The organism is Povalibacter uvarum (genome assembly GCF_014202975.1).
GTDB classification, from domain to species: domain Bacteria; phylum Pseudomonadota; class Gammaproteobacteria; order Steroidobacterales; family Steroidobacteraceae; genus Steroidobacter; species Steroidobacter uvarum.
The window spans coordinates 1,033,691-1,058,136 of the sequence record NZ_JACHHZ010000003.1 but is presented as its reverse complement, the minus strand read 5'-3'; the positions used below and the strand labels follow the sequence as shown (position 1 = coordinate 1,058,136).

Here is a 24,446-nt window from a genome sequence, read left to right as displayed (position 1 = left end):
AACGCTCACTGTGCATTTACGCGCGTGCGCCCGGTCCATGAGACTGGCGTTCACCCTCTCTCAGTCAGGCACTGCGCCATGCCCTCTCTGCCCTTTCGCATCGTCAATGTCTTTACCCAGAACGGCGGCCGACTGACAGGCAATCCGCTCGGCGTATTCGAGAACGGCTCCGTCCTGAGCGACGAGGCGATGCAGGCGCTGGCCCGGCAGTTCAACCTTTCCGAAACGACGTTCATCCTGCCGTCCACAACGGCCCAAGCGCGCGTACGCATCTTCACGCCGGACTACGAGATGCCCTTCGCGGGACACCCGACGCTCGGCACGGCATTCGTCTGTCGATCGCTTGGACTGGGCGGCGATGAGCTCACTCTCGAGATGCGCGCCGGCGTCATTCCCGTCAAAGCCGATGGGGATCGCTGGACGCTTCAGGCGAACGCGCCGACTTGGCGCGAGGTCGATGCGTCGCGCGCGGATATCGCCGCAATGCTTCAGCTCGAGACCGCGGACGTCGCGGATCGTCCGCTTTGGGTCGAAGCCGGCAAGGAGCAACTGGTCATCCCACTGACGAACGAAGCTGCCGTGCGCCGCGCCCTTCCTGATGCGCGACTCGTTTCGCGGCTCGCGAACAAGGAAGGCCAGAGCAACGCATACGTCTTTGCCGAAACGGCGCCGGGACGATGTCTCTCACGCTATTTTTTCCCGAGCGCCGGTGCGATGCTGGAGGACCCCGCCACAGGATCGGCTACTGCAAATCTCGGCGGCTGGCTCGTCGCCACCAAGCGCAAGTTGCCGCATCGATACGAAATCTCTCAGGGCGAATACGTCGGGCGTCCATCGATCCTGATCCTCGACGTGACGGCCGATGGTCGCATTCTGGTCAGCGGCGACGTCATCGAGATCGGCCGCGGCACCATCGAGCTCTGACTTTCGGGCGGAGTACGGACAACTACGGAACCATTGCGCGCTCCTATCCATCTATCGTGAGTGTCGCTCTCTCGTGAATATCGCCCCGCGGCGATGAGATGATCCCGGTGACGTCATGACCCAGCGCGCAGTTCCCACCGCTTCCTATGAGAATATGCCGCTGTCGCTGGTGCTGTTCCGCTACCTCTGGCCGTTCTGGCTGTTCAAGAACGCGGCGACCGGCGATCGACTCACACGAGCCGCCGCATACCGTCACAACCGCACCATGCGGGTGCATTTGCCGGGCTACCTGCTGAAGTGGCTCTGCAACTGCGCTCTCGCTTTCGGCCTCATCATGGCCTTCGATTCCCGCACGGCTCATGCATCCGGGCTGCTTTCCGTCATGGCCGCGGGCGCCGGAGTCATGTTCGCTTGCGCCGTGACAGTCCTGTTCGTCACCTGCTACATCTACGTGTACCTGAGCCATAACGGCGATTAGCGGCGCCTCAGCGCCGCTTTCCCCTGCCTCCTGCCCGGATTCGGGCAAACTCCTGGGAGTTCCACCCCTCCTCAGGCAGAGTGCGCGCCCATGCCGGATCAGACTGACTTCGACGAAATCGTCGCCTACCTGACCCGGACGACCCGACTGAGCCCCGCCGAAGCCGTGCGCATCGTTCACGAAATCCTGCATTTCATGGACGAAACCCCCGACGACTTCATCCGGCGGCGTCATCGGGCACTGCAGACCGCCGGTTGTGCGAACAGCGAGATCTTCGCGCGAATCACGGCGGAACTGGCGCAGTGGCGGTTTCGAGCGGACGACTACAGCGAACGGCAGATCCGCAGAGCGATCTACGGATGAAGGCAATGAGCTGCGAGCGATGAGCTATGAGCCAGAGATTCCGTACCTCCGGTTCGCAGCTCACCACCATTCTTCTGGCTCATCGCTCATCGTTCATCGTTCATCGCTCACAGCTCACAGCTCACAGCCATTCTTCTTCTGAGGTTTCTTGATCATGTGCGGCATCGTCGGCTACATCGGCAAACGTGACTCGGCTCCAATCCTCATGGAAGGCCTGCATCGGCTCGAGTATCGCGGCTACGACTCCGCGGGCCTCGCCATCGCACGCAATGAGAAGCTCACGATCGTGAAGACCAAGGGCAAGGTTCGCGATCTCGAGCGCATCCTGCCCGAGCGCCTCAAAGGCACGACGGGCATCGCTCACACGCGGTGGGCGACGCATGGCGAGCCGAGCGATCGCAACGCGCATCCGCACAGCGATGCGAGCGGGCGATTCGCCATCGTTCACAACGGCATCATCGAGAACGCGGCATCCCTGCGCGCGAAGCTCGAAGCCTCCGGTGTCGCGTTCAAGTCGGAGACCGACTCCGAAGTGCTCGCGCACCTGCTTGCCGCTATGCCCGGCGACAAACTGGAGGACGCCCTGCGGGCCGTCTTGCGGCTTGTGACTGGCACCTACGGCATCGCGGTCGTGGATGCATTGCGGCCGGACTCCATCGTCGTAGCGCGCAACGGCAGCCCCGTCGTACTCGGCATCGGTGATCGCGAAATGTTCGTCGCCTCCGATCCCGCCGCGCTCGTCCGGCATACGCAAAGTGTCGTTCATCTCGACGACGGCGAAATCGCCGTAGTGCGCGCCGATGGCTATGAAACCGCAACGCTCGAAGGCGGCCCGACTGCCAAGACGCCGCTGACCCTCACGTGGACTCACGAGTCGTTCGACAAGGGTGAGTTCTCGCACTACATGCGCAAGGAGATTGCCGAGCAGCCCGAAGCGATTCGCCGCACTCTGAGCGGCCGCCTCGAGTCGCGGTTCCAGACGACGCATATTGGCGGCCTGGAAATGGCTGCACGCGAGCTGCTTGAAGTGAAGCGCGTGAAAATCCTTGGCTGCGGCTCCGCATTCATTGCGGGGGCGCTGGGCGCTCATCTGATCGAGCAGCTGGCTCGTGTGCCGGCCAGCGCGGAACCTGCATCCGAGTTCCGATATCGCAATCCGGTGATCGAACAGGACACGCTCTACATCGCCGTCAGTCAGTCCGGCGAAACGTTCGACACGCTCGCCGCGGTGCAGGAAGTCAAACGCAAGGGGGGCCGCGTGCTTGGCATCGTCAACGTAGTGGGCAGCACGATTGCCCGCGAATGTGGACGCGGCATCTACGTTCACGCCGGCCCGGAGATCGCCGTAGTCGCAACCAAGACGTTCACGTGCACCGTCGTTGCATTCGCGCTGCTGGCGATTCACCTCGGACGACTGCACGACCTGTCGACCGCCCAGGGCGCACGACTCCTCGCCGCTCTCGAAGCTCTGCCCGGCCAGATCGAAACCATCCTCCACCAGGAAGCGCGAATTGCCACGCTCGCCCAGACCATCGCGAAGCATGAGAACGCATATTTCGTCGGTCGGGCCGCAGGCTATCCCATCGCGATGGAAGGCGCCTTGAAGCTTAAGGAGATCAGCTACTTACATGCCGAAGCTTACCCAGCTTCCGAGCTGAAACACGGCCCGCTTGCGTTGATCAGCCCACAGACGCCGACGGTCATCGTAATGCCGCGCGACGACCTGTTCGCGAAGAATGTCTCGACCATCGAGGAGATCCGCGCCCGCAACGGCCTCACGTTCGTCGTGACCCAACCAGGCGATCCGCTGCCCGTCGCGGTGGACGCCGTCATCGAAGTCCCGAAGTCCGAACCCGCCCTGGATCCGCTGCTGCTCAACATTCCGTTGCAGCTGCTCGCGTATCACGTGGCACTCGCCCGCGATCGCAATATCGATCAGCCACGGAATTTGGCGAAGTCGGTGACGGTGGAGTGAGGGAGAAGCAGCTAATACCCACACACCTCACTGAACCGCCTGCGCTTCCCTTCGTGCTTCTCAGGCGTCGTGTGCACCCTGTGGCAATCCACGCAGGTGTCTTCTGATTTGCCTTCGAGAACGGCTCTAGTGGTTTCGTAAACGTGGCGGTCGTTGTCGTCCAGATTCTTCAGGTCGCGGCTGAGATCGACCTTGAAGTCCTTGAAGAGGTCGGCGCCGGGAACGAACCCGTTGGGATACGGCAAGCCTGAGGATTGCGATCTACCGCCACGAAGATGGCAGGAGCCGCAGATCGCGCTGATCTCGGCGGCATTGCTCTCCCGCGCACGCGACAGCAGCGCGGTGCCTCGTTTCTCAGCGTGGTTCTCTGGAACGTTGCCGTGGCAGGTATAGCAATCGAGCGCGGTGGCGGAGAATTCCAGTGTCCGCGGGTTCACAGCCGTCGTGTGACAACCGGCGCATTGCGTGCCGAACGCCCCCTCCTCCCACTGGCCAGCGCGATTCGGCATCGCGAACTTGCCGTAACCACTCTGCCTGAGAGCACGGAAATGATCGCGACCGATGACGTGAGTCGCGTCGGACGGCAGCGCGCCGGAAATCGCAGGAGGTTCGCCCGCCGCGCGAATCGTCCATGCATGCGCGTTGTCGAGCCAGGTGCTGCCGACTTCGCTGCGGTGACAGAACAGACAGGAATCCCCTGTCGGGTACTCGATCGGCAAAGGATCGGCCGCGAATGCGGTGCCGCATGCAAAGAGCCACACAATCGCCCATGCAGCAACCGATCGCATCGGGCGGGAGCTCAGTAACAAACCCTGTTGCGTCCGGTTCGCTTCGCTTCGTAGAGCTTGTCGTCGGCGCTCTTGTAGAGCATTTCGGAAAGCGCTCCCTCGGCGAGCTCGGCCGCGCCGATGGAAATGGTCACGCGCAGCTCGCGTCCATCCGCGGCGAAACAGTGCGCCGCCACCAGCGCCCGCAATTCCTCGGCGATACGAACGGCGCTGGCCAGATTCGTTTCGGGGAGAATGGCGCAGAACTCTTCCCCGCCGTAACGACCGAGCTTGTCGTTCGGCCGCAGGCGCTTCTGCAGGATCGCGGCCAGACCGCGCAACACCGAGTCACCCGTCAGGTGGCCGTGCGTGTCGTTGATCGACTTGAAGTGATCGATGTCGAGCATCAGCAGCGACAGATCGCGTCCGTGACGCCGTGCCCGCGGAATCTCGTCGGCCAGCAAGGTATCGAGCTGCTTCCGGTTGGACAGATTGGTCAGCCCGTCCGTCACTGTCATGCGGAAAATGATCTCGTGATACTGGGACTCGATGTCGGATCCCGAGAGGAGCTTGAAGATCGTGTCGCCGACCTTCAGCTGATCGCCGCGCTTCAGGCGGTGCTCACCCTGCGCACGAGTGTCATCGTTCACGTACGTGCCGTTGGTCGACTCGAGGTCCAGCAGGAACAGCCCTTCCGGTCGATGCTCGAGCCGGACATGCCGACGTGAGACGCAGTCGCTGGGCAGAACGATATCGTTGTCGCGGCCCCGTCCGATCGTCGTCACGGGCCGGTCGAGCACGTGGCGGCGTCCGAGCTCGGACTGCACGGGCGAATGGATCACGACCAGGCAATCCGCGCCCGCACGCGGAATCTGCAGTGATTCGAGCCCGGTGACGCGGGTCTTGAGGTCGTATTCGGAATCCACGCGATGTCGCAGGCAGCCGTCAGTGCGCGAAGGGTAATGCCCCCGGGAGCAGATCGCCAGAGACGAAGGGGATAGATAGGGGATAGCGGATAGCGGATGGCTGATAGTCAGAGGGCGGATAGCCCTTGCGCCATTCCCCTTCCGGCCTATTCCCCTTCCGGCCTATCCGCTATCCGCTATCCGCTATCCACTTCCTTTATCAGTCCCTTGACTTCCGCCGCTGTCAGCTCGCGCCACTGGCCGGTTCGAAGGCCGCCCAGTTCGATGTTCATGATGCGCACGCGCTGCAAGCGGACGACCTTGTAGCCGAAGAACGAGCACATGCGGCGGATCTGACGATTGAGTCCCTGGGTCAGGATGATGTGGAACGTCGCTGGTCCCGTGCGACGAATCCGGCAGGGCTTGGTGACCGTGCCGAGAATGCGCACGCCGGAAGCCATGCCGTTCAGGAAAATCGGCGTCACGGGCCGATCCACGGTCACGATGTATTCCTTCTCGTGATCGTTTTCCGACCGCAGGATGCCGTTGACGATGTCGCCGTGATTCGTCAGCAGGATCAGGCCCTCGGAATCCTTGTCGAGCCGGCCGATCGGAAAAATGCGTTCGCGATGACCGACGAAATCGACGATGTTGCCCGGGACGTCGCGCTCGGTGGTCGAGGTCACGCCGACCGGCTTGTTCAACGCGATGTAGACGTGGTGCTTTGCCGCACCGATCCGACGCCCGTCGACGCAGACGACATCGCCCTCCTCCACCTTTGTGCCGAGCGTCGCCACCTGCCCGTTGACGCTGACCCGGCCGGACTCGATCCAGCCATCCGCCTCGCGGCGGGAACTCATCCCGGTTTCGCTGATGAATTTGTTGAGGCGCAAAGCTCTCACTTCCTTCAGGCCGACGGAATGAACTCCTCGTCGGCCTGATGCTCGCGCTCGAACTTCAGGAATTCGTAGTAGCCGCAGCGATTGCCGTACGGGTACTTCCGGCAGACATTCGGCCGGGCTTCATAGACGGTGCAGCGGCGCTCGTCTGTATCGAAGAAGCGGCAGATGGTCTTGTAAACATGATCGCGCTGATGACGCAGGATCTGCTCGTCCGCTTCCTTGGTCTTGTAGTGATACGTGAACCGGCGCTTCGCCTCGGCCTTCGACAACCCGAAGTGTCTTGCGAGCCGTTCGATGTCGTAGTCGCTCACCGCAATGCGTGCATGGCTGCAGCAGTAGCCTGGGCACTTGGAACAGTCGAAACGCAGCTTGCCGGTCGTGCTCATGGGGACGGAATTCGGTCGAGGGTCACGTAAGTGAATGCATGCGCGTGGCGCTCATCGGCAGGATGCTTGCCGACGATGGTCTCACGCCAGTGTTGCGGATCGAGGATCGGGAACAGCGTATCGCCAGCGACGTCCGCATGCACGCGCGTCAGGTGGATCTTCTTAACCATCGTGAGTGCACTGCGGTAAAGCTGTGCACCGCCAACCAGCATTGCTTCGGGCGCGCCTCGCGCCGCGACAAGTGCCGCATTGAGCGAATTCACCACGACACAACCTTCGATCACGAGCCCGGGCTGCCGCGAGATCACGATGTTCGTCCGCCCGGGGAGCGGCCTGCCGATCGAGTCGTAGGTCTTTCGCCCCATGATGATCGGCTTGCCGAGCGTGAGCTGCTTGAACCGCTGCAGGTCGTCCGGCAATCGCCAGGGCAACTGATTGCCCCGGCCGATCACGCCGTTCTCGGCTGCCGCGACGACGATGGTGAGCGCAGTCATGCGTGACCTGCCTCAGCCCCGGCGCTTCTTCTTTGCCGACTTGGACTTGCCCGCCTTCTCCTTCTTCTTTTTGTCGAGCGGTTCGACGTCCAGCATCGTTCCGCGGCACCTGCGGGCGCCGCACCGGCATTCGTACAAAGCAAGCTCGGCGGGATCATCCGTGCTTTCCCACGTGAGCTGGTAGTCATAGCCGAGTTCCTCGCCCGGCTTGATGTCGCGGATCGCATTGATGAACACGCGACTGTTCTCGATCTCCGTCTCGCAATTGGGATCGCAGTGATGATTGATGAAGCGCGCGTCGTTGCCCTTCACGCCGGCATCGATGACCGTGCGACTGCTCGCGATGAACAGGAACGTATGTCCGTCGTCATCGCCCTTCACCTCATAGCGTGCATCAGCCTGCGCATGCGAAATCCTCTCACCGAGATACTCGATGATCCGCGTGCCCTTCTTGATCGGCTTCAGCGCGTAGACGCCTTTGCCGTGAATGGGCGAGTTGCGTGCTTCGACCAGCGGCGATGTCGCAATCTCGGGCAGCGACTTCGTGCGGGATTTCTTCGGGGGAGACTTCTTCTTCGGCGGCGATTTCTTCGACATGAGACCTGGAACCGTCAGCGGGAAAGTGGGCGGGAATGAAACGTTTCATCGCGCATGTGCAGCCGGCGCGGCGGCCGGGGATCACACGGCGATCGGCGCCTTGATGGCGGGGTGAGACTGGTAGTTCACCACCTCGAAGTCCTCGTACTCGTACTCGAAGATCGATGGCGGCTTGCGCTTGATGAGCAGCTTCGGCGAAGCATGGGGGCTGCGCTTCAACTGCTCATCGGCTTGATCCAGGTGGTTCAGGTACAGATGCGTGTCGCCGCCGGTCCAGACGAAGTCACCGACCTGCAGATCGCACTGCTCCGCGAACATGTGCGTCAGCAGAGCATACGAAGCGATGTTGAACGGCACTCCCAGGAAGATATCCGCGCTGCGCTGATACAACTGGCACGACAGCCTGCCGTTCGCGACCCAGAACTGGAAAAGCGCGTGACACGGCGTGAGCGACATCTGGTCGAGCTCCGCCACGTTCCAGGCATTCACGATAATGCGCCGCGAGTCCGGATTGCGACGGATGAGATCGACCGTACGGCTGATCTGGTCGATCGACGAACCGTCCGGCGTCGGCCACGAACGCCACTGCTTGCCGTAAATGGGCCCGAGCTCACCTTTGTCATTCGCCCATTCATCCCAGATGGTGACGCCGTGGTCACGCAGATACTTGACGTTCGTGTCGCCCTTCAGGAACCACAGCAACTCGTAAATGATCGAGCGCAGATGCAGCTTCTTCGTCGTCAGCAGCGGAAACCCCTGCGACAGGTCGAACCGCATCTGGTGCCCGAAAATCGAAAGCGTACCCGTGCCTGTCCGGTCGTCCTTGCGGACGCCGGAATCGCGAACGAGGCGCAGCATGTCGAGATATTGCTTCACTTGGCGGCCGCCGTATTTCCGCTCGGCTCGTTCCTGCGATACGCGATGACCAGCATGACGACACCCGCCACGATCATCGGGCTGGACAGGATCTGGCCCATGGTCACCCAGTCGAACAGGAGGTAGCCGCGATTCTCGTCGGGGACGCGCAGGAACTCGACGGCGAACCGGAATACACCGTAGCAGAGCAGAAACAAGCCCGCCGGTGCAAGCCGCGGGCGAGGCTTGGCGGTATAGATCCAGAGAATGGCGAAGACGACCAGACCTTCGAGGATGCCCTCGTAGAGCTGCGTGGCATGCACATGCAGCACACAGGGGTCGATACTGAAGCGCTCGCACAGGCGCACCGCTTCGGCCTGCTGCGACGGATGCAGGTTCGCGGGATCGACGACGAACCCCCAGGGAACCTGTGTCGGCTTGCCCCACAACTCCCCATTGATGAAATTGGCGCATCGCACCGCGAAGATGCCGATACCGGGCAGCGGCGCCAGAAAGTCCAGCACATCGACGATGCGCCTGCCCTGCCGGCGTGCAAACAGAACCTCGGCGAGGATCACGCCCACCAGTCCGCCGTGGAAGGACATGCCGCCTTCCCAGATGCGCAGGATCATGAGCGGGTCGTCGACCAGACGTTCGAAGCCGTAGAACAACACCCAGCCGATGCGCCCGCCGAGGATGACACCCAGCGCACCGTAGAAGATCAGGTCGTCGACATCGGCCGGCTTCCACGTCGAGCCGGGCTGAGCGGCGCGACGGCGGCCGAGCCACCACGCGAACGCGAACGCGATGACGTAGGTCAGTCCATACCAGCGGATGGCCAGCGGCCCGAGCGAGACGAGGATCGGATCGATTGCGGGGTACTGGATCATTCGGGACTCGATTCTTGTTGTTCGCAGCGGCGGAGCATCATTCCTGCACGGTCCTGCAGAAGAACGTTTTCAGGTAACGCGTTTCGGGAATCGCGGGATGGATCGGGTGATCGGGCGCCTGCCCGCCGACTTCGACGATCTGCACGAAGCGGCTCACGTGGCGCGACGCACGCTGGATCGCATTGACGAGACTGTCCGGCTCCAGGTGATATGAGCATGAGCAGGAGACGAGGATGCCGTCGCGCTCGATGAGTTGCAGCGCGAGCTGATTGAGCCGTTTGTAGGCGGCCTCGCCCTTCGGAATGTCCTTGCGGCGCTTGATGAAGGCCGGCGGATCGATCACGACGACGTCGAAACGTCGCCGCTCCGCGTGGAGAGACTCCATCACGTCGAACGCGTCACCCCGCAGGACTGCGGGCTTCAGGCCATTCATCTTTGCGCTCGCCTGAAGATTCTCGAGCGCCGTTGCCGACGAATCGACGCACGTGACTTCGGTCGCACCTGCTTTCAAGGCGCCAACGCCCCACGCACCGAGGTAACTGAAAACGTCGAGCACGCGCGCTCCGCCGACATACTTGCGCAGCGCGAGGCGATTCGCGGCCTGGTCGAAAAACCAGCCGGTCTTCTGTCCCGCGGTCAGCGGCACCTGAAAGGCGACGCCGCCCTCCTCGACCGTGACGACGTCGGGCACTTCACCGAAAGCGGGTTCGACGTAGCTCGGCAGTCCTTCGAGCTCGCGGGCGCCGCTATCGTTCTTCCAAAGCATCGCCGACGGGGCGAGCACCTTTTTGACCGCTTCTTCGATCGGGCCCTTCAGCGCTTCCATGCCCGCGGTCGCGATCTGGCCCACGATGACATCGCCGAACCGGTCGAGCACGAGGCCGGGCAGCCCGTCGGACTCGCCGTACGCGACGCGGTAATACGGCTGCTCGTACAGCGATCGGCGCAGGGACTGCGCGACCTGCAGGCGGTGAACGATCAGTGATTTCCCGGGCAGAAAATCGGGGTCACGCCCAAGCAGGCGCGCACTGATCAGCGAATGAGGATTGACGTAGCCGTACCCCAGGAACTTGTCGCGATCGCTCACGACACGGCAGAGCGAGCCCGGCTGGAAGGCCGTCAGCGGCGTGCGGGCCGTGTCGACTTCGTTGGAAAACACCCACAGGTGCCCCGCCGAAAGACGTCGGTCTTCGCCGCGCTTGAGCCGCAGTTCGGGAATGGCGGCCGTATCGGCCGGAAGGGTGGCGCTCTGGGTGTTCATCGCTATAGTGCGGCGATTCTAGCTTAAGTAGCGCCCTCTCCATGCACCCCTCTGATCGCACCCCCACAGGTCGCACGAATCGTCTCGCCCGCGAGACCAGCCCCTACCTGCTGCAGCACGCGCAGAACCCGGTCGACTGGTATCCGTGGGGCGAAGAAGCACTCGATCTCGCCCGCCGCGAGAACAAGCCCATCCTGCTGTCGATCGGCTATTCCGCCTGTCACTGGTGTCACGTGATGGCGCACGAATCGTTCGAAGACCCGGCGACGGCGGCAGTCATGAACGAGCACTTCGTCAACATCAAGATCGATCGCGAAGAGCGGCCGGATCTCGACCGGATCTACCAGATCGCGCACCAGATGCTCATCCAGCGAGGCGGCGGCTGGCCCCTCACGATGTTCCTGTCGCCGCGGGATCATCGCCCGTTCTTCGGTGGCACCTACTTTCCCAACGAACCGCGCTACGGCATGCCGGCGTTCACCGACCTGCTGCAGCGTGTAGCCGGCTTCTACAAAGACCGTCAGGCGGATATTGCGCAGCAGAGCGAAGCCCTGCAGCAGGCATTTGCGGAGCTCCATCCACCGGCCGCGGATGCCGACACCGCGCTTACCGAAGAACCGCTGGTCGTTGCGCGTGAAATGCTCGCCCGCGAATTCGACAACCAGTTCGGTGGATTCGGCAGCGCTCCGAAATTTCCGCACCCGACCAATATCGAGTTCCTGCTGCGTGCATGGCGCCGGAGTGCGACGTCGGAAGAGCCTGATCTGCAGGCGCTCTACATGGCCACCCTCACGCTCACACGAATGGCCGAAGGCGGCCTGTACGATCAGCTTGGCGGCGGCTTCGCGCGCTACAGCGTCGACCGGTTCTGGATGATTCCCCATTTCGAAAAGATGCTGTACGACAACGGGCCGCTGCTGACGCTCGCAGCACAGGCTGCCATTGCCACGGGAGATCCGCTGTTCAAGCGTGCCGCTCTCGAAACGGCGTCGTGGATCATTCGCGACATGCAGTCGCCGCAAGGCGGTTACTGGTCCACGCTCGATGCCGATTCAGAAGGTCACGAAGGCAAGTTCTACGTCTGGGATCCCGTGGAGGTGCGGCAGCATCTGACACCCGAAGCCTATGATGTGTTCTCGCGCCGGTTCGGTCTGGATCAGCAGGCCAACTTCGAAGGCCAGTGGCACCTGCACGGATATCGGCCGCTCGCCGAGATCGCCGCGGAGCTGAAGATCCCGGAAGGCGAAGCGCAGGAGAAGCTCGATGAAGCCCGACGCATTCTTCTCGGGCTGCGCAACCAGCGCGTCTGGCCGGGCCGCGACGAGAAGATCCTGACGTCCTGGAACGGCCTTGCGATTGCAGGCATGGCCGTCACGGCCAGATCGCTGCAGCGCCCCGACTTCGCGGATTCCGCCGTGCGCTCGCTCGACTTCATCCGCTCGCAGCTGTGGCGCGACGGTCGGCTGCTCGCCGTGCACAAGGATGGGCAATCGCGCTTCCCTGCCTATCTGGACGACTACGCCTTCCTGCTGAACGGAGTGCTCGAGCTCCTGCAGACACGCTGGTCCGGCGAGCATCTGCGATTCGCTGCCGAGCTCGCTGAAGCGCTGCTCGCCCGATTCGAGGACAAGGCACAAGGCGGCTTCTACTTCACTGCCGACGATCACGAGACGCTGATTCATCGATCGCGCTCATTCGCGGACGAGGCAACGCCGTCGGGGAACGCCATCGCCGCCCTGGCGCTGTCGCGGCTCGGACTGCTCCTGGGCGAAACGCGATATCTCGACGCCGCCGCACGTACTTTGCGTGCGGCATGGTCCTCGCTGGAGCGCTATCCGCACGGTCATACGGCAATGCTGGTTGCACTCGAGGAGCATCTGGATCCGCCGGAGATCCTGATCGTGCGCGGCGAAGAAGCCTCTCAATGGCGGGATGAACTGGCCAAGGTCTACGCGCCGAGCCGTCTTACCTTCGCGATTCCAGCAGACGCCTCTGGTTTACCGGAAGCACTGGCGGAGAAGCGGGCAATGGAAGGAACGGTCGCCTACGTTTGCCGAGGCATGACGTGCTCGGCGCCGCTGCACTCGCTCGCGGCATTGGTCGCGGTCACAGCGGGCTGAAACCCGAAGCGATCAGTCGTCGCTTCGGCCTTTCTTCTTCGCCTGCTTGGCGTGCCGCGAACGTTCGATGCCGGCGAGCTGTTTGCGACGTGCGGCTTCGACGGCCGCTTGCAGCGCACGCTCGGCCCACTGTCGCAGTTCATCCGCATTGTTCACGACATCCTCCGGCACCTGGTGGTGATCCGTCGTGAGGTCGAACGCATTGGGATAGGGCTTGAACTGGCGGCAGCCGCGCGACAGGTATTCGTCGCGGTTCGAGGGCCCCGTGTGCAGATACAGCAGATCGCCAGCGACGATGCCGAGCAATCGATCTTCGATGAAGATACCGACAGCCCCGAAAATCGACCGCTGCGAAATCGGACCGAGGAATGCGAGCTGCTCGGCCACGTAACTGGCAAGGCTCGACTTGTTCCGCATATCGAGCAACCACTCCGTACTCTTGCACGCGAGGATCACGCGTGCATGGTTGATCATTTTTTTCTCAAGTCGCCGGTTCTTTGTTCTGCCGGTGTATCACCAGCGTTCCGTCGCGGTGCGACACCGGCGATTCGCAGGCTAACTCGCGAGACTCCTCCGTGAACACTGCATGGGTCGCGGAAATGTCAGAGAGTGCGCACGAGTTGCTCGCGAATGCGATCGCGGAGTCCGCCATGCGCCGCCACGTCGAAGGCAGGCGCCTTCGACCAGTCGTAGCCCCAGGGATTGCCGGTGCGCATCGCTTCCGGCTCATCGGTGTAACGCGGATGGACATGCGCGTGCAACGCCGGCTCGAGATTGCCGAAAATTGCGTAATTGATCCGCAGTGCTCCCGTCGCACGCAGAACCGCGTCGCCGAGCGCGCCGAGATCGGACATAAACTGGTTACGTGCCGCGCCGTCGAGCGCATTGAGATGCGGAACGACGGGATCCGGCAGCAGCAGGCAATAGCCGAGCAGCACCTGGCGCTGCCCCATCACCGCCCAGCCCGATTTCATTCGTGCAACGACCGTGGGATCGTCGCCACGACGGCATGCTTCGACGAATCGATGAATCGCGGTCGTCATGTCCGTAGCCTCGAAAATGCGGTTTGCCGTTCGCCCTACTTCCGGAATATGAAATACACGGCGCCGAGCATGCAGAGAGCCGCCCACAGATAGTCGAGCTTGAGCGGCTGGCGCATGTAGATCAGTACGAACGGTACGAACACCGTCAGCGTGATGACCTCCTGGAGGATCTTCAGCTGCGGCAACGTCATCACCGTGTAGCCGATCCGGTTCGCGGGTACCTGCAGCAGGTATTCGAACAGCGCGATACCCCAGCTGATCAGCGCAGCGACGATCCACGGCTTCTGGTTCAGTTCCTTCAGGTGGGCATACCAGGCGAAGGTCATGAAGACGTTCGAGAGCGTCAACAGAATGACGGTGCGCACGATCGGGTTCATGTTGGATGGATTCCTGCGGCGGGCACGGAAAGCGCAGCCAGGGAGCCGTCCGGCTGCAGCTGGAGGATGAAATCGAAGCGATCGACTGCCGTACAGAGCTCGAAATCGCGCTCGGGCGCCCAATCGCAGGCGGGATCGAAGAACTTGAGGGCGCTCGCAGCCGATCGGAGCCGGCTGGGAACGCTCGCGACCTCGGGCTCCTCGCCCGCCAGCCGCCGCTGCAGGAGCTCGGCGCACAGATCGTCTTCATCGCACCGCTGCGTCGCCTCGTGCCCCATCCTCACGAGCGTGACGAGCGGCGGCCGTCGCCATTGGATGTAGCGCACGATCGCGCCCGCGTTGACCAGTGCTCCGGTCAGCACTTCGTCGGCATTCACGGCGTTCGTGAGTCCCTGCGTCCCGGAATGCGTCGTGTGGATCAGCGTGCGGCCCTGGATGTCCATGAGCTCCAGCTCGGTCGGCGAGTTGCCGCAGTCGAAGCCGGGGAGCTTGCGGGCGTGACGCTCGCCGATCAGCACGGCATCGGGATCAGCGGCCTTGAGCGATCGGGCATCGTCGACGGAGGCCACCGGAACGATCGAGCGAGCGCCCCAGGCATGCGCATAGGCAGCAACCGAGAACGCGCGGAACACATCGATCACGACGGCAAGGCCTCGCGCGTCGCGCGCGCCCGCGACGAAGTCGACGACGCGGACTTCAGGACGGTAGTTCATGAAGCCGCGAGCCTATCAGAGCAGCAGAAATGAAAAAGCCCGGCACTGGCGTGCCGGGCTTCGGGCAGATCAAACCCTCGGGCAGAACGTCAGGCGGCGCGGCCGCTTCCGCCGGCTGCCTTGCGCAGCGAGACGACCCGCTTCGCATCGGCCGGCTGCTCGTGCATCACGACGACCTTGGCGCGCTTGAAGAAGTTGAAGTCGGTTGCGCTGGCCCAGGTGTACGCACCCATCATGCGTCCGACCACCAGATCGCCCACTTCCAGCTCCGGCAGCAGGATGTTGTCATCGATCACGTCGATCGAATCGCAGGTCGGTCCCGCCAGCACGCTCGGGAACAACTCACCTTCGTGACGCAGGGTCGTGACAGGGTACTTGGCGTGATCGAACAGCTGGCCGCTGTACGAACCGTACAGGCCATCGTCCAGGTAGTACCACCAGCGACCATCGCGCTTGGCTTTGCCCATCACGCTGGAGATCGCGATCGCAGCCGGCGCGGCAATGAAGCGGCCTGGCTCGGCGATCACGCGCACGTGCGACGGCAGCTTCGCGAGCGCTTCGCGAATCGGCTGGCAGAACTGGTCGATCGGCGTCACTTCCTCGTTGTACGAGACCGGGAAGCCACCGCCGATGTCCAGGATGTCCAGCGACGGCAGGCCCGCGAGCAGCGCTTCGGCGATCAGGTTCGTGCAGGCGCGGATCGCCTCGACGTACTTGGTCGGTTCCATCGCCTGCGAACCCACGTGGAACGACAGGCCGCGGACACGGATGCCCATGCGGCGAGCCTGCTCGATCAGTCCGAGCACGGCGCCGGCCTCGCAACCGAACTTGCGCGAGAGGTCCACGACTGCGTCGGGGCTGCGGAAGGAAACGCGGATCAGCAGCTCAGCGCGCTTGCGATAGCGGGCGAACTTGCGGATCTCGTCCGGGTTGTCGGCAACGAAAATCTTCACGCCGTAACGCAGCGCGTCGCGGATGTCGCTGTCGCGCTTGATCGGGTGAGTGTGAATGCAGCGCTCGGCAGGAATCCCCTGCGCCTTCACCAGCTCCACTTCGCCGGTGGTGGCGAGGTCGAAGAAGGCACCTTCGTCACGAAGGCACGCCACGACCGCCGCGTGCGGCAGGGGCTTCAGCGCGTAGTGCAGGTCGACGCCGGGCAGCGCGGCCTTCAGCGAGTGATATTGCCGACGCACCTGCTCGCAATCGACCACCAGCAGCGGCGAGCCGAAACGGGCCGCGAGGCCACGGATTTCGCTTTCCGTGAGCGTGGTCGAATCGAAGGCGTGGGCGGGAGAAACCGTGTGTGTCTGACGAGCTGCGCGTGGCAACACTGTTGGAGCACCTCTATGCGAAAAGCCGTGGAACCGAACAACCGAGCCAACAAGAGCAACAGACTTAAGAAACGAACGTCCGATGACTCTCACAAGTTCTGGTCGAGCGGCACTTGCAGCTTTCGCGATATCCCTCCTTAGGAGGGACCCTTGTCTCCGTGCGGATGAACTCCGCGGGCGGATGCCCCAAGGACTCTGAGTGCTCTCTTACACAGGCGCGCGCAATGTATCAAAAATGATCTGCGATGCAAGAACTGTGTCGCAGATTTAAGTCCTCGCGGCGAGGGGCTGCGAAGATGGTGACGAGCGACAGTCGGGACGCCGTGCGAAGAGGCGTTATGCTCGTCGCACACGCCGCACGACCAGCGGCTCTCAGCGGCCTCAACTCGCAGCAGAAAGCGCTTCATGACACTCAAGGGACCCACACCGCCGGATACGCGCACGGAGCTCGCGACCCTTCTGCGCAGCCGCATTCCGCTCGTGCTGATCGAGACCCGCGACGAGCCCCGGGCTCTCGCGATGCTCGCGAGCCTGAAAATACCGGGAAACGCGCACACCCCCGTCTTCCAGTGGACCGTCACGGACGGCCTGCGGCGCGTCGACATCGATCTCGGCGGCGCGCAGAAGCACAACTCCGATCCGCCCGAAGTCCTCAAGTCCATCCGCGCGACGGACAAGGCCGGGCTCTACGTGCTGCTCGACTTCCATCCGTTCCTCGCCGACCCGGTGAACATCCGGCTGCTGAAGGACATCTGCCAGGGCTATGAACGCGTCGCGCGCACTCTGGTGCTGATCAGCCACGAACTGTCGCTGCCGCGCGAGCTCGAGCACTTCGCCGCGCGCTTTCAGCTGGCTTTCCCGGACCGGATGGAGCGCCAGGGCATCGTCGAGAAGGTGGCGAGCGAGTGGGCCAAATCGAACGGCGCCCGCGTCCGCACGGACCGCAAGGCGCTCGATCTGCTCATCGAGAACCTGGGTGGCCTGTCGACCACGGACACCGAACGTCTCGCCCGCACTGCGATCTTCGACGACGGCGCACTGCAGGCCACCGACCTGCCGGCGCTGATGCAGGCGAAGTACGCCCTGCTCAACCGCGGCGGCATCCTGGGTTACGAGTACGACACAGCCCGCTTCGCCGACCTCGGGGGCATGACGAAGATCAAGGATTGGCTGCGGCAGCGCCGCCCTGCCTTCGACGGCTCGGCGCCGCACCTCGACTCGCCCAAAGGACTGCTGCTGCTCGGCGTCCAGGGCTGCGGCAAGAGCGTCGCGGCGCGCGCCGCAGCCGGCATCTACGGCGTTCCCCTACTGCGGCTCGATTTCGCTGCGATCCACAACAAGTACCAGGGCGAATCGGAACGCAATCTTCGCGAAGCGCTGGCGACGGCCGACCTCATGTCGCCCTGCGTCCTGTGGATCGACGAAATCGAGAAAGGCGTCGCGAGCGGTGACGGCGACAGCGGCACCTCGCGCCGCGTGCTCGGCACGTTCCTGACCTGGCTGGCCGAGAAGAAGACCCGGGTATTCGTCGTGGCTACCGCCAACGATATTTCGGCGCTGCCCCCGGAACTGATCCGCAAGGGCCGGTTCGATGAGATCTTCTTCGTCGACCTGCCGAAGACGGCCGTGCGCGCGGACATCCTGCGCATTCACGCCGCCAAGCGCTCTCTTACCATCAGCGAGGAGCACATTGCGAAGCTGGCCGAGGCCTGCGAGGGATTCTCGGGAGCGGAAATCGAGCAAGCGGTGGTTTCAGCGCTCTATGCGGCGCATGCCAGCGGAGCGACCGTCAGCGCATCGCACGTGCTGAGTGAACTGCGGTCGACGCGACCTCTGTCGGTCGTAATGGCGGAACGTATTGCGGAGTTGAGGGAATGGGCAACGGAGAGGACGGTCGCCGCGGACTGACGCCGCGACAGCCTTCAGACCATCTCGCCTTCGTCCCCGAAGTCCGCCACCCAGGCCGCGATGTCCTGGTCGTACGTGACGATGTTCTCCGCCGAGGCGGCCCGCTTGAGGCGGTCGCGGATCGCGTCCCAGCGCTCCCCTTCCGGGACTTCTTCCACGAGGATGATCTTCGCCGCTGCCTTGTCGAGCGTGCGCAGATTGGCGTACAGCTGTTTGGCGTAGATATCCGGGCGATTCCCAGCGTTGACCCATGTCATGTACGGCGTCGTCCGCACCGGCGGACGCATTGCCAGCACGGCGGTCTTCTCGTGCTCCCCGCTCAGCTCGCTGATCACCTGATCGAGGCGCCGGCTCGGCACCACGTTGACCGGCGTCTGCGGCGAGTAGTGCCGGGCTGTTGAACCCGGCACGCGGGGAGCCGACGGATGCGGCCCGGCCTGAATGCTGGGCACGATCGCTCGCAGCTGCGACAGGCTGATGCTGCCTGGACGCAGGAGCCTGGGCCCGTCGCCGACACAGGAAACGATCGTCGATTCGAGACCGACTTTGCAGTCGCCGCCATCGAGCACGATCTTCAGCTCATCGCCGAATTCTTCACGAACGTGCTCGGCCCGAGTCGGGCTCACGTGACCGTATCGATTCGCCGAGGGTGCCGCGATGCCGCCGCCGAATGCATTCAGCAACTGCTGTGCGATCGGATGGTTGGGCACACGAATGGCCACGGTGTCCTGGCCGCCGGTGATCACGTCGTTGACGGCGAGCGCACGCTTCGCAACGAGCGTCAGCGGGCCGGGCCAGAACGCATCGGCCAGCTTCTTCGCGTCGGGGGTCATGTCCCGCACCCAGCGCTGCAAGTAGCGCGGGTGATCGATGTGGACGATGACGGGGTGCGTGGACGGCCGGCCTTTCAGCCGGAAAATCTTGCGGACGGCGTCGGGGTTATTGGCGTTGGCACCCAGGCCGTACACGGTTTCCGTGGGGAACGCGGCGAGGTCGCCGGCGCGCAACGCTTCGACCGCTTCCTGAATCTGTTCCTGGAGTGCTCGTCCGACGATCATGCGGTCAATGATAGCAAGGCGGCCTCGGCCGCCGGGCGAAGTTATGGCGGCGAGGCGACGCGCACGCGGTTTGGGCCGACAAGTGGGCCGACGAGCGGCGGAGCGGGCGTCCAGCGCAGGGGGATTACCTGCAGAAAAACGCCACGCACATCACGGCAAATCACTCGAGCATGGTGCGATTCCAGCCGTCCGCCGACCGCTTGAGCTCGTACGCGGGCCAGTAGCGGTTGTCGAGCTTCAGAGTGATGACGTCGACCGATCCGTTCCACGCCATGGTCCGCAGCCGCACCGAGGACTTGTCGGGTCGTCCCGCAACCGCCTTGATGAAGTGGTCGAGATCCGGCGTCGGCTGGCCATCGACTTCCACGATGCGCCGTCCTGCCCACAGCTGGTAGCGGGTCGCGGGCGAACCATACGAGAAGTAACCGACGAACACGCCGTCCGGCTGAATGCCTCGCTGAACCGCCAGTGCGCGATGCGGCTCCTGCAGCACCGCACCCGCCCAGAGAACGATGCGGTCGAGATCGCGTCCGCCCAACACTACGGTCGGCACATCGATCGCCTGCTCCGCGCCGTCGCGCAGCACGGTGATCCGGACCTGCGGCTTCTGGACCGCCCGCTCCACTTCGCGGAAGCGATTCACCACGGCACCGTCGATGTCGAGAATCAGATCGCCGGAGCGCAGCAGTTTCGAAGCGGGTGCACCGCCGACGAGCCGTGTGACGCTCAAAACCTGCCGGCGATCCGGGCTGTGCTGTTCGAGCTTCTGGATCCAGCGATCCGGCAACCCGAGTTTGCGAGCGCCTGCCAGCGGGACGGGAAGCAGCTCGGCTTCGAGGGAATGCAGCGTGCTGCCGTCACGCACGAGCGGCAGCATCTCGAGGATCAGCTCCGCCGGGATGCCGCGATTCTCCTGTGCGATCTCGCGGCCGGCTTCATACGCAAAGCTAGCCCACGTGGCGACCACTTCGCCCTGCTTGTTCGTCAGCAGCCCGTCGTAGTCGCCCGGACCGTTCACCAGCTGGATCGTCTCGAGATTCGAATCGCGGAACTGGAAAGTGCGCGACAGCGGGAACGCGACCGGATCCACGGATGCTACGGTTGCCATTCGCGACTGCACCTTGCCGTCGCCACGCACGCCGACCGCCCACACCTGCTCTCCCGGCTGGACATCGATGGCCTTGAACACAGCCGCCTTGGCGGGTGTTGCGCCGATCGATTTCGGGTCGTACGAAATCATCGCGAGGTTGTGCAGCGGGTGCACGTACTCGACGCGTCCTGGAATTTCGATGGTGCCTGCAAACGTCAGGCGCACATCGCCGATGACGACGGGCACCGTGTTGCGATCGACGACGACGAGGCCGCGTTCGGCATCGACGATCACGCCGGTGCCGTAGTAGTTGCGCTCCGTGATGCCGGAGACCGAGTACGGCATGTCGAAGTTGACCAGCACCAGCGACGGCGCCAGCTTGTTCAGCAGCGGGTCCGACGTCTTCGCGAAGCTCGTCGTTGCCGGCTTCGGCGGCTGCGCTTCGCCGTCTTCCGGCCATGCCGTGCAAGGCCACACACCGGCCGCATCGTCGCGCTTGCAGGAGCGTGCGGGGAACCAGCGGCGATCCATGCGGATCACGCGCCACTGAGCGGTCGCGGGATCGTCGATCGTGAAGAACCGCACGGTGACGCGCTCGCCGTCCTTCAGCTTCGCAACCTCAGCCTCGAAGTCCGCCAGCGCGGCGACCGGCTTGCCGCCGATCTCCGTGATGACCGCGCCGCGAGGCACAGCCGCTGAACCCAGCACATAACCCGGATTCGCGACGTAGACGCCCTTGATCGCCGCATTGATGTGCCGCGCCTGCTGCCACGACAGCGTGTGGACGACGGAGTCGCCGAACTCGAGGAAGCGATCTGGCGTGATCGCGTACAGATCCTCGATGGTCAGTGTCTTGTCGAATGACTGGCCGCCGCGCTCGATGGACAGCTTCACCGTCTTGCCGACGCCGTTGTCGAGCACTTCGGAGAGATCGTCGAAGCCGATCGCCAGCTCGTTGTTGACGCGAATCAGAATGTCGCCCGGCTCGAGCTCCTGTTCCGCCGCCGATCCGACCTGCGCTTCGCTCACCACGAGCAGGCCGGTGTTCGCCGGATACTTGCGGCGGACTTCGGTCTCTGTCTCCGGCTTGAGCCCCAGGCGGCGGACTTCATCGAACGGCGTGAACCTGAAGACCGTCTGCAGCGTGCCGCGCGGAACGGGCTTGTTGTCCTGGATGAACTTGAGCGCGCGAGTGATGCGATCGAGCGGCAGGTAGAAGCTCGATGCGGCCTGCGAGCTGCCGCCCGCGTTGAGCGCGACGACGCGCCCTTCGACATCGATGACGGGTGAACCCGAGGAACCGCCGGAGGTGCTGGATGCGGCCTGGTAGTAGAACGTGTTGAAGTCGTTGTACTTGCCGAGCCCGTAGTTGGGCGCTTCGCGATCGAGCCGGGCGAGCGTGCCCGCCAGGATCGACAACTGCTCACCGGCATCGTTGCCGATGACGCGGATTTCGCGGCCGACCTGCGCGCCGTCCGGATACAGCTTGAGCTCGGTGGGTTTGATGAACCGCAGCTTCGATGGATCGTAACGATAGAACCCGAAGTCGTGGATCGGGTCGCGATAGACCGGGTACAGCGTCACTTCCTCGCGATTGAGGAACACGGCCTGCGCGGTCACCGGACCCGGCGTCACCACGTGGCGGTTCGTCAGGATCAGCCCGTTCTTCGCGTCGACCACGAAGCCCGTTGCCTGACTGGACATATTCCATTCGGTGTCGAATGCCCTCGTCTGATCGACCTGGATGGTCACGACGCCCGTCGCGACGCGCTCCAGCGTACGGGTCCAGCGCGAGTCCTCGGCCGCTGATACCGGCACCAGCTGCGCTGTGGGCGGCGCGTCCTCGGCAGCGATCACATGGGTAGCAACGAGCAGCAATGCGACGCCGAGGGCTTTTTGCATGAGTGGCTTGTCGGTTGGATGACGGATGCTTGGGTGAGAACTTATCGCCGAGCAGCGGACCGGGACGCAAGTCGGGACATTGTCGCACCCGATCCGCGGACACTGATGTGATGGACGCTGCGGTCCACGCAGGGTTCCCACAAACCTTAAGGGATCAGCCTAAAAGGATGAATCCCCAGATGGTGCCCAGCAGAAGGAAGGATATCAGCACGGCCGTGGAGCCCACGTCCTTGGCCAGTCCCGACAGCTCATGACGCTCGAGGCCGATCCGGTCGACGACCGTTTCGATCCCCGTGTTGAGCAGTTCCACGATGAGGACGATGAGGACCGCGCCCACGAGCAGCGCACGCTCGACACCGGTCTTGCCGAGCCAGACACCCAGGGGGAGCAGAACGACCGCGAGCGCGACTTCCTGCCTGAAGGCGGCCTCTTCCCGAAACGCACCCTTGAACCCCTTCCACGAATTCACGAACGCGAGCAACAACCGGCGCATGCCGGACAGTTTCGGCCGATCCATAGGACTCCGGAGGAAGTAGATGGCGGATAGCGGATGGCGGATGGTCAGAGGAGGAACGCTGCTCGACGTGCTATCCGCCAACCACTAACCGCTTCGTTCTTGGTACGTCAGGTCCAGTTGCTTGGCCGCCCTTACATCGTCCAGGCGGCGTACCGGCAGAGTATAGGGGGCGCCTTTGACTTTTGCCGCGTCCTCGAGCGCTTCCTTTTCGATGGCGATCAGGGCATCGATGAACGCATCGATCTCCTGCTTGCTCTCCGTCTCGGTGGGCTCGATGAGCAGGCACTCCGGAACCAGCAGCGGGAAGTAAGTCGTCGGTGCATGGAACCCGTAGTCGAGCAGCCGCTTCGCGAAGTCCATGGCGTTCACGCCGAGCTCCTTCGCCTGGCGCTTCATCGTGATGATGAACTCATGGCTGGCGCGACGATCCGGATACGCGGCGTCGAAACCCGCCTGCTTGAGACGGGCCAGCATGTAATTCGCATTGAGTGCTGAAAACTCCGCGACGCGCTGCATGCCGGCGCGGCCGAGCATGCGCATGTAGACGTAGGCGCGCAGCAGAACGCCAGCATTGCCCATGAATGCCGACAACCGGCCGATCGTCTGCGGCAGGTCGCGCTCATCCAGCCAGCGATAGCGATCCCCTTCCTTGCCGACCACTGGGACCGGCATGAACGGCAGGAGACGCTGATTCACACCGACCGCGCCCGAACCGGGGCCGCCGCCGCCGTGGGGCGTCGAGAAGGTCTTGTGAAGGTTCATGTGGATGACATCGAAGCCCATGTCGCCCGGACGAACCTTGCCGAGAATCGCATTCAGATTCGCACCGTCGTAGTACAGCAGGCCGCCCGCTTCGTGCACCACCCGCGCGACTTCTTCGATGCGGCGCTCGAACACACCGAGCGTCGAAGGATTCGTGAGCATGATGCCGGCGGTCTTCGGACCCACTGCCTTCTTGAGCGCTTCGAAATCGATATCGCCGCTCGGGAGCGACGGAATTTCGATCACGCTGCAGCCGCACATCGTGGCGGTCGCGGGGTTGGTGCCGTGGGCCGCATCGGGACAGATGATCTCGGTCCGCTGCAGATCGCCGCGGGCCTTGTGATAGGCGCGAATCATCGCGACGCCGGCGAACTCGCCCTGCGCACCCGCCATCGGCGTGAGCGACACGCCCTTCATGCCGGTCACTTCCTTCAGCATCTCCTGCAATTCGTACATGCAGGAGAGGAAGCCCTGCCCCGCCGAATCCGGACCCAGCGGATGCCGCGAGAGGAACTCCGGCAGCATTGCATTCTGGTTACAGGCGCGCGGGTTGTACTTCATCGTGCACGACCCGAGCGGATAGAAATGCGTGTCGATCGAGAAGTTCAGCTGCGACAGCCGCGTGAAATGACGGACAGCCTGCAGCTCGGAGACTTCGGGCAAGTTCGGCGGCTGCTTGCGACGCAGTGCCGCCGGAACGTCGGCCTTCTCGCCATGGGGATACTGGGCAACCGCGCTGCGACCGCTGCGGGAGTGCTGGAAGATCAAGGGTTCGCGCATAGGGAAAGTGATGAGGTGATCGGGTGATGAGGTGATGGCGTGAAGAGT

General features: G+C 63.4%; 24 protein-coding genes. 6 read left to right on the top strand and 18 right to left on the bottom strand.

The features are described 5' to 3' along the window. Positions 1-78 precede the first annotated feature (78 nt). From HNQ60_RS16095 to glmS, 4 genes are all read left to right on the top strand, one after another. Positions 79-924, top strand: coding sequence for a PhzF family phenazine biosynthesis protein (locus HNQ60_RS16095; protein ID WP_184333569.1), 846 nt, complete (start codon positions 79-81; stop codon positions 922-924). Positions 925-1,039: 115 nt separating this feature from the next. Further along, complete coding sequence (locus HNQ60_RS16090) at positions 1,040-1,402, top strand: hypothetical protein (protein ID WP_184333567.1); 363 nt, start codon at positions 1,040-1,042, stop codon at positions 1,400-1,402. Positions 1,403-1,492: 90 nt separating this feature from the next. After that, positions 1,493-1,765: a hypothetical protein gene (locus tag HNQ60_RS16085; RefSeq protein WP_184333565.1), complete on the top strand. Its 273-nt coding sequence runs from the start codon at positions 1,493-1,495 to the stop codon at positions 1,763-1,765. 154 nt (positions 1,766-1,919) lie between these two features. After that, positions 1,920-3,740 (top strand): glutamine--fructose-6-phosphate transaminase (isomerizing), encoded by a 1,821-nt coding sequence (glmS, locus tag HNQ60_RS16080; protein ID WP_184333563.1) that lies wholly within the window; start codon positions 1,920-1,922, stop codon positions 3,738-3,740. A gap of 11 nt (positions 3,741-3,751) precedes the next feature. On the opposite strand, the gene HNQ60_RS16075 is transcribed toward glmS, so the two are convergent. The 9 genes from HNQ60_RS16075 to HNQ60_RS16035 all read right to left on the bottom strand — a co-directional run bounded on the left by HNQ60_RS16075 (position 3,752) and on the right by HNQ60_RS16035 (position 10,797). After that, complete coding sequence (locus HNQ60_RS16075; protein ID WP_184333561.1) at positions 3,752-4,528, bottom strand: cytochrome c3 family protein; 777 nt, start codon at positions 4,526-4,528, stop codon at positions 3,752-3,754. Between the two features lie 11 nt (positions 4,529-4,539). Continuing rightward, on the bottom strand, positions 4,540-5,433 hold the full coding sequence (locus HNQ60_RS16070; RefSeq protein WP_184333559.1) for a diguanylate cyclase: 894 nt from the start codon (positions 5,431-5,433) through the stop codon (positions 4,540-4,542). A 176-nt stretch (positions 5,434-5,609) separates the two neighbouring features. Then, entirely contained in the window at positions 5,610-6,305 is a 696-nt protein-coding gene (gene rluF / locus HNQ60_RS16065) for a 23S rRNA pseudouridine(2604) synthase RluF (RefSeq protein ID WP_184333557.1), read from the bottom strand. Between the two features lie 14 nt (positions 6,306-6,319). Then, positions 6,320-6,700, bottom strand: a complete 381-nt coding sequence (locus HNQ60_RS16060; protein ID WP_184333555.1) for a YkgJ family cysteine cluster protein — start codon at positions 6,698-6,700, stop codon at positions 6,320-6,322. Beyond that, positions 6,697-7,194, bottom strand: coding sequence for a dihydrofolate reductase (locus HNQ60_RS16055; protein WP_184333553.1), 498 nt, complete (start codon positions 7,192-7,194; stop codon positions 6,697-6,699). The genes HNQ60_RS16060 and HNQ60_RS16055 overlap by 4 nt, the downstream gene beginning before the upstream one ends. A 12-nt stretch (positions 7,195-7,206) precedes the next feature. After that, positions 7,207-7,791, bottom strand: a complete 585-nt coding sequence (locus HNQ60_RS16050) for an SET domain-containing protein (RefSeq protein WP_184333551.1) — start codon at positions 7,789-7,791, stop codon at positions 7,207-7,209. An 81-nt stretch (positions 7,792-7,872) separates the two neighbouring features. Beyond that, positions 7,873-8,667 (bottom strand): thymidylate synthase, encoded by a 795-nt coding sequence (thyA, locus tag HNQ60_RS16045; RefSeq protein ID WP_184333549.1) that lies wholly within the window; start codon positions 8,665-8,667, stop codon positions 7,873-7,875. Then, positions 8,664-9,536 (bottom strand): prolipoprotein diacylglyceryl transferase, encoded by an 873-nt coding sequence (lgt, locus tag HNQ60_RS16040; RefSeq protein ID WP_184333546.1) that lies wholly within the window; start codon positions 9,534-9,536, stop codon positions 8,664-8,666. The genes thyA and lgt overlap by 4 nt, the downstream gene beginning before the upstream one ends. Positions 9,537-9,573: 37 nt before the next feature. Next, complete coding sequence (locus tag HNQ60_RS16035; protein WP_184333544.1) at positions 9,574-10,797, bottom strand: class I SAM-dependent rRNA methyltransferase; 1,224 nt, start codon at positions 10,795-10,797, stop codon at positions 9,574-9,576. Between the two features lie 41 nt (positions 10,798-10,838). Here HNQ60_RS16035 and HNQ60_RS16030 point away from each other — a divergent pair, with 41 nt between their 5' ends. Then, positions 10,839-12,917, top strand: coding sequence for a thioredoxin domain-containing protein (locus HNQ60_RS16030; protein WP_184333543.1), 2,079 nt, complete (start codon positions 10,839-10,841; stop codon positions 12,915-12,917). A 12-nt stretch (positions 12,918-12,929) separates the two neighbouring features. Here HNQ60_RS16030 and HNQ60_RS16025 read toward each other — a convergent pair whose 3' ends face one another. From HNQ60_RS16025 to HNQ60_RS16005, 5 genes are all read right to left on the bottom strand, one after another. Continuing rightward, positions 12,930-13,391 carry a TfoX/Sxy family protein gene (locus tag HNQ60_RS16025; protein WP_184333541.1) on the bottom strand — a complete coding sequence of 154 codons (462 nt, stop codon included), beginning with the start codon at positions 13,389-13,391 and terminating at the stop codon, positions 12,930-12,932. Between the two features lie 128 nt (positions 13,392-13,519). Further along, positions 13,520-13,960 (bottom strand): HIT family protein, encoded by a 441-nt coding sequence (locus HNQ60_RS16020; protein ID WP_184333539.1) that lies wholly within the window; start codon positions 13,958-13,960, stop codon positions 13,520-13,522. A 35-nt stretch (positions 13,961-13,995) separates the two neighbouring features. Continuing rightward, positions 13,996-14,337 carry a DMT family protein gene (locus tag HNQ60_RS16015; RefSeq protein ID WP_184333537.1) on the bottom strand — a complete coding sequence of 114 codons (342 nt, stop codon included), beginning with the start codon at positions 14,335-14,337 and terminating at the stop codon, positions 13,996-13,998. Continuing rightward, positions 14,334-15,050 carry a 2-phosphosulfolactate phosphatase gene (locus HNQ60_RS16010; RefSeq protein WP_184333535.1) on the bottom strand — a complete coding sequence of 239 codons (717 nt, stop codon included), beginning with the start codon at positions 15,048-15,050 and terminating at the stop codon, positions 14,334-14,336. Before HNQ60_RS16010 ends, HNQ60_RS16015 begins: the two co-directional genes overlap by 4 nt. Positions 15,051-15,139: 89 nt before the next feature. After that, on the bottom strand, positions 15,140-16,378 hold the full coding sequence (locus HNQ60_RS16005; protein WP_246433649.1) for a type III PLP-dependent enzyme: 1,239 nt from the start codon (positions 16,376-16,378) through the stop codon (positions 15,140-15,142). 408 nt (positions 16,379-16,786) lie between these two features. On the opposite strand from HNQ60_RS16005, the gene HNQ60_RS16000 reads away from it, so the two are divergent. After that, positions 16,787-18,289 carry an AAA family ATPase gene (locus HNQ60_RS16000; RefSeq protein ID WP_184333532.1) on the top strand — a complete coding sequence of 501 codons (1,503 nt, stop codon included), beginning with the start codon at positions 16,787-16,789 and terminating at the stop codon, positions 18,287-18,289. Between the two features lie 14 nt (positions 18,290-18,303). Here the strand turns inward: HNQ60_RS16000 and HNQ60_RS15995 are convergent, their stop codons facing one another. From HNQ60_RS15995 to gcvPB, 4 genes are all read right to left on the bottom strand, one after another. Next, on the bottom strand, positions 18,304-19,347 hold the full coding sequence (locus HNQ60_RS15995) for an L-threonylcarbamoyladenylate synthase (protein ID WP_184333530.1): 1,044 nt from the start codon (positions 19,345-19,347) through the stop codon (positions 18,304-18,306). 160 nt (positions 19,348-19,507) lie between these two features. After that, entirely contained in the window at positions 19,508-22,339 is a 2,832-nt protein-coding gene (locus HNQ60_RS15990) for a trypsin-like peptidase domain-containing protein (protein ID WP_184333528.1), read from the bottom strand. 154 nt (positions 22,340-22,493) lie between these two features. Then, positions 22,494-22,856, bottom strand: a complete 363-nt coding sequence (locus HNQ60_RS15985; protein WP_184333526.1) for a diacylglycerol kinase — start codon at positions 22,854-22,856, stop codon at positions 22,494-22,496. An 84-nt stretch (positions 22,857-22,940) separates the two neighbouring features. Then, entirely contained in the window at positions 22,941-24,398 is a 1,458-nt protein-coding gene (gcvPB, locus tag HNQ60_RS15980) for an aminomethyl-transferring glycine dehydrogenase subunit GcvPB (RefSeq protein ID WP_184333524.1), read from the bottom strand. Positions 24,399-24,446 lie beyond the last annotated feature (48 nt).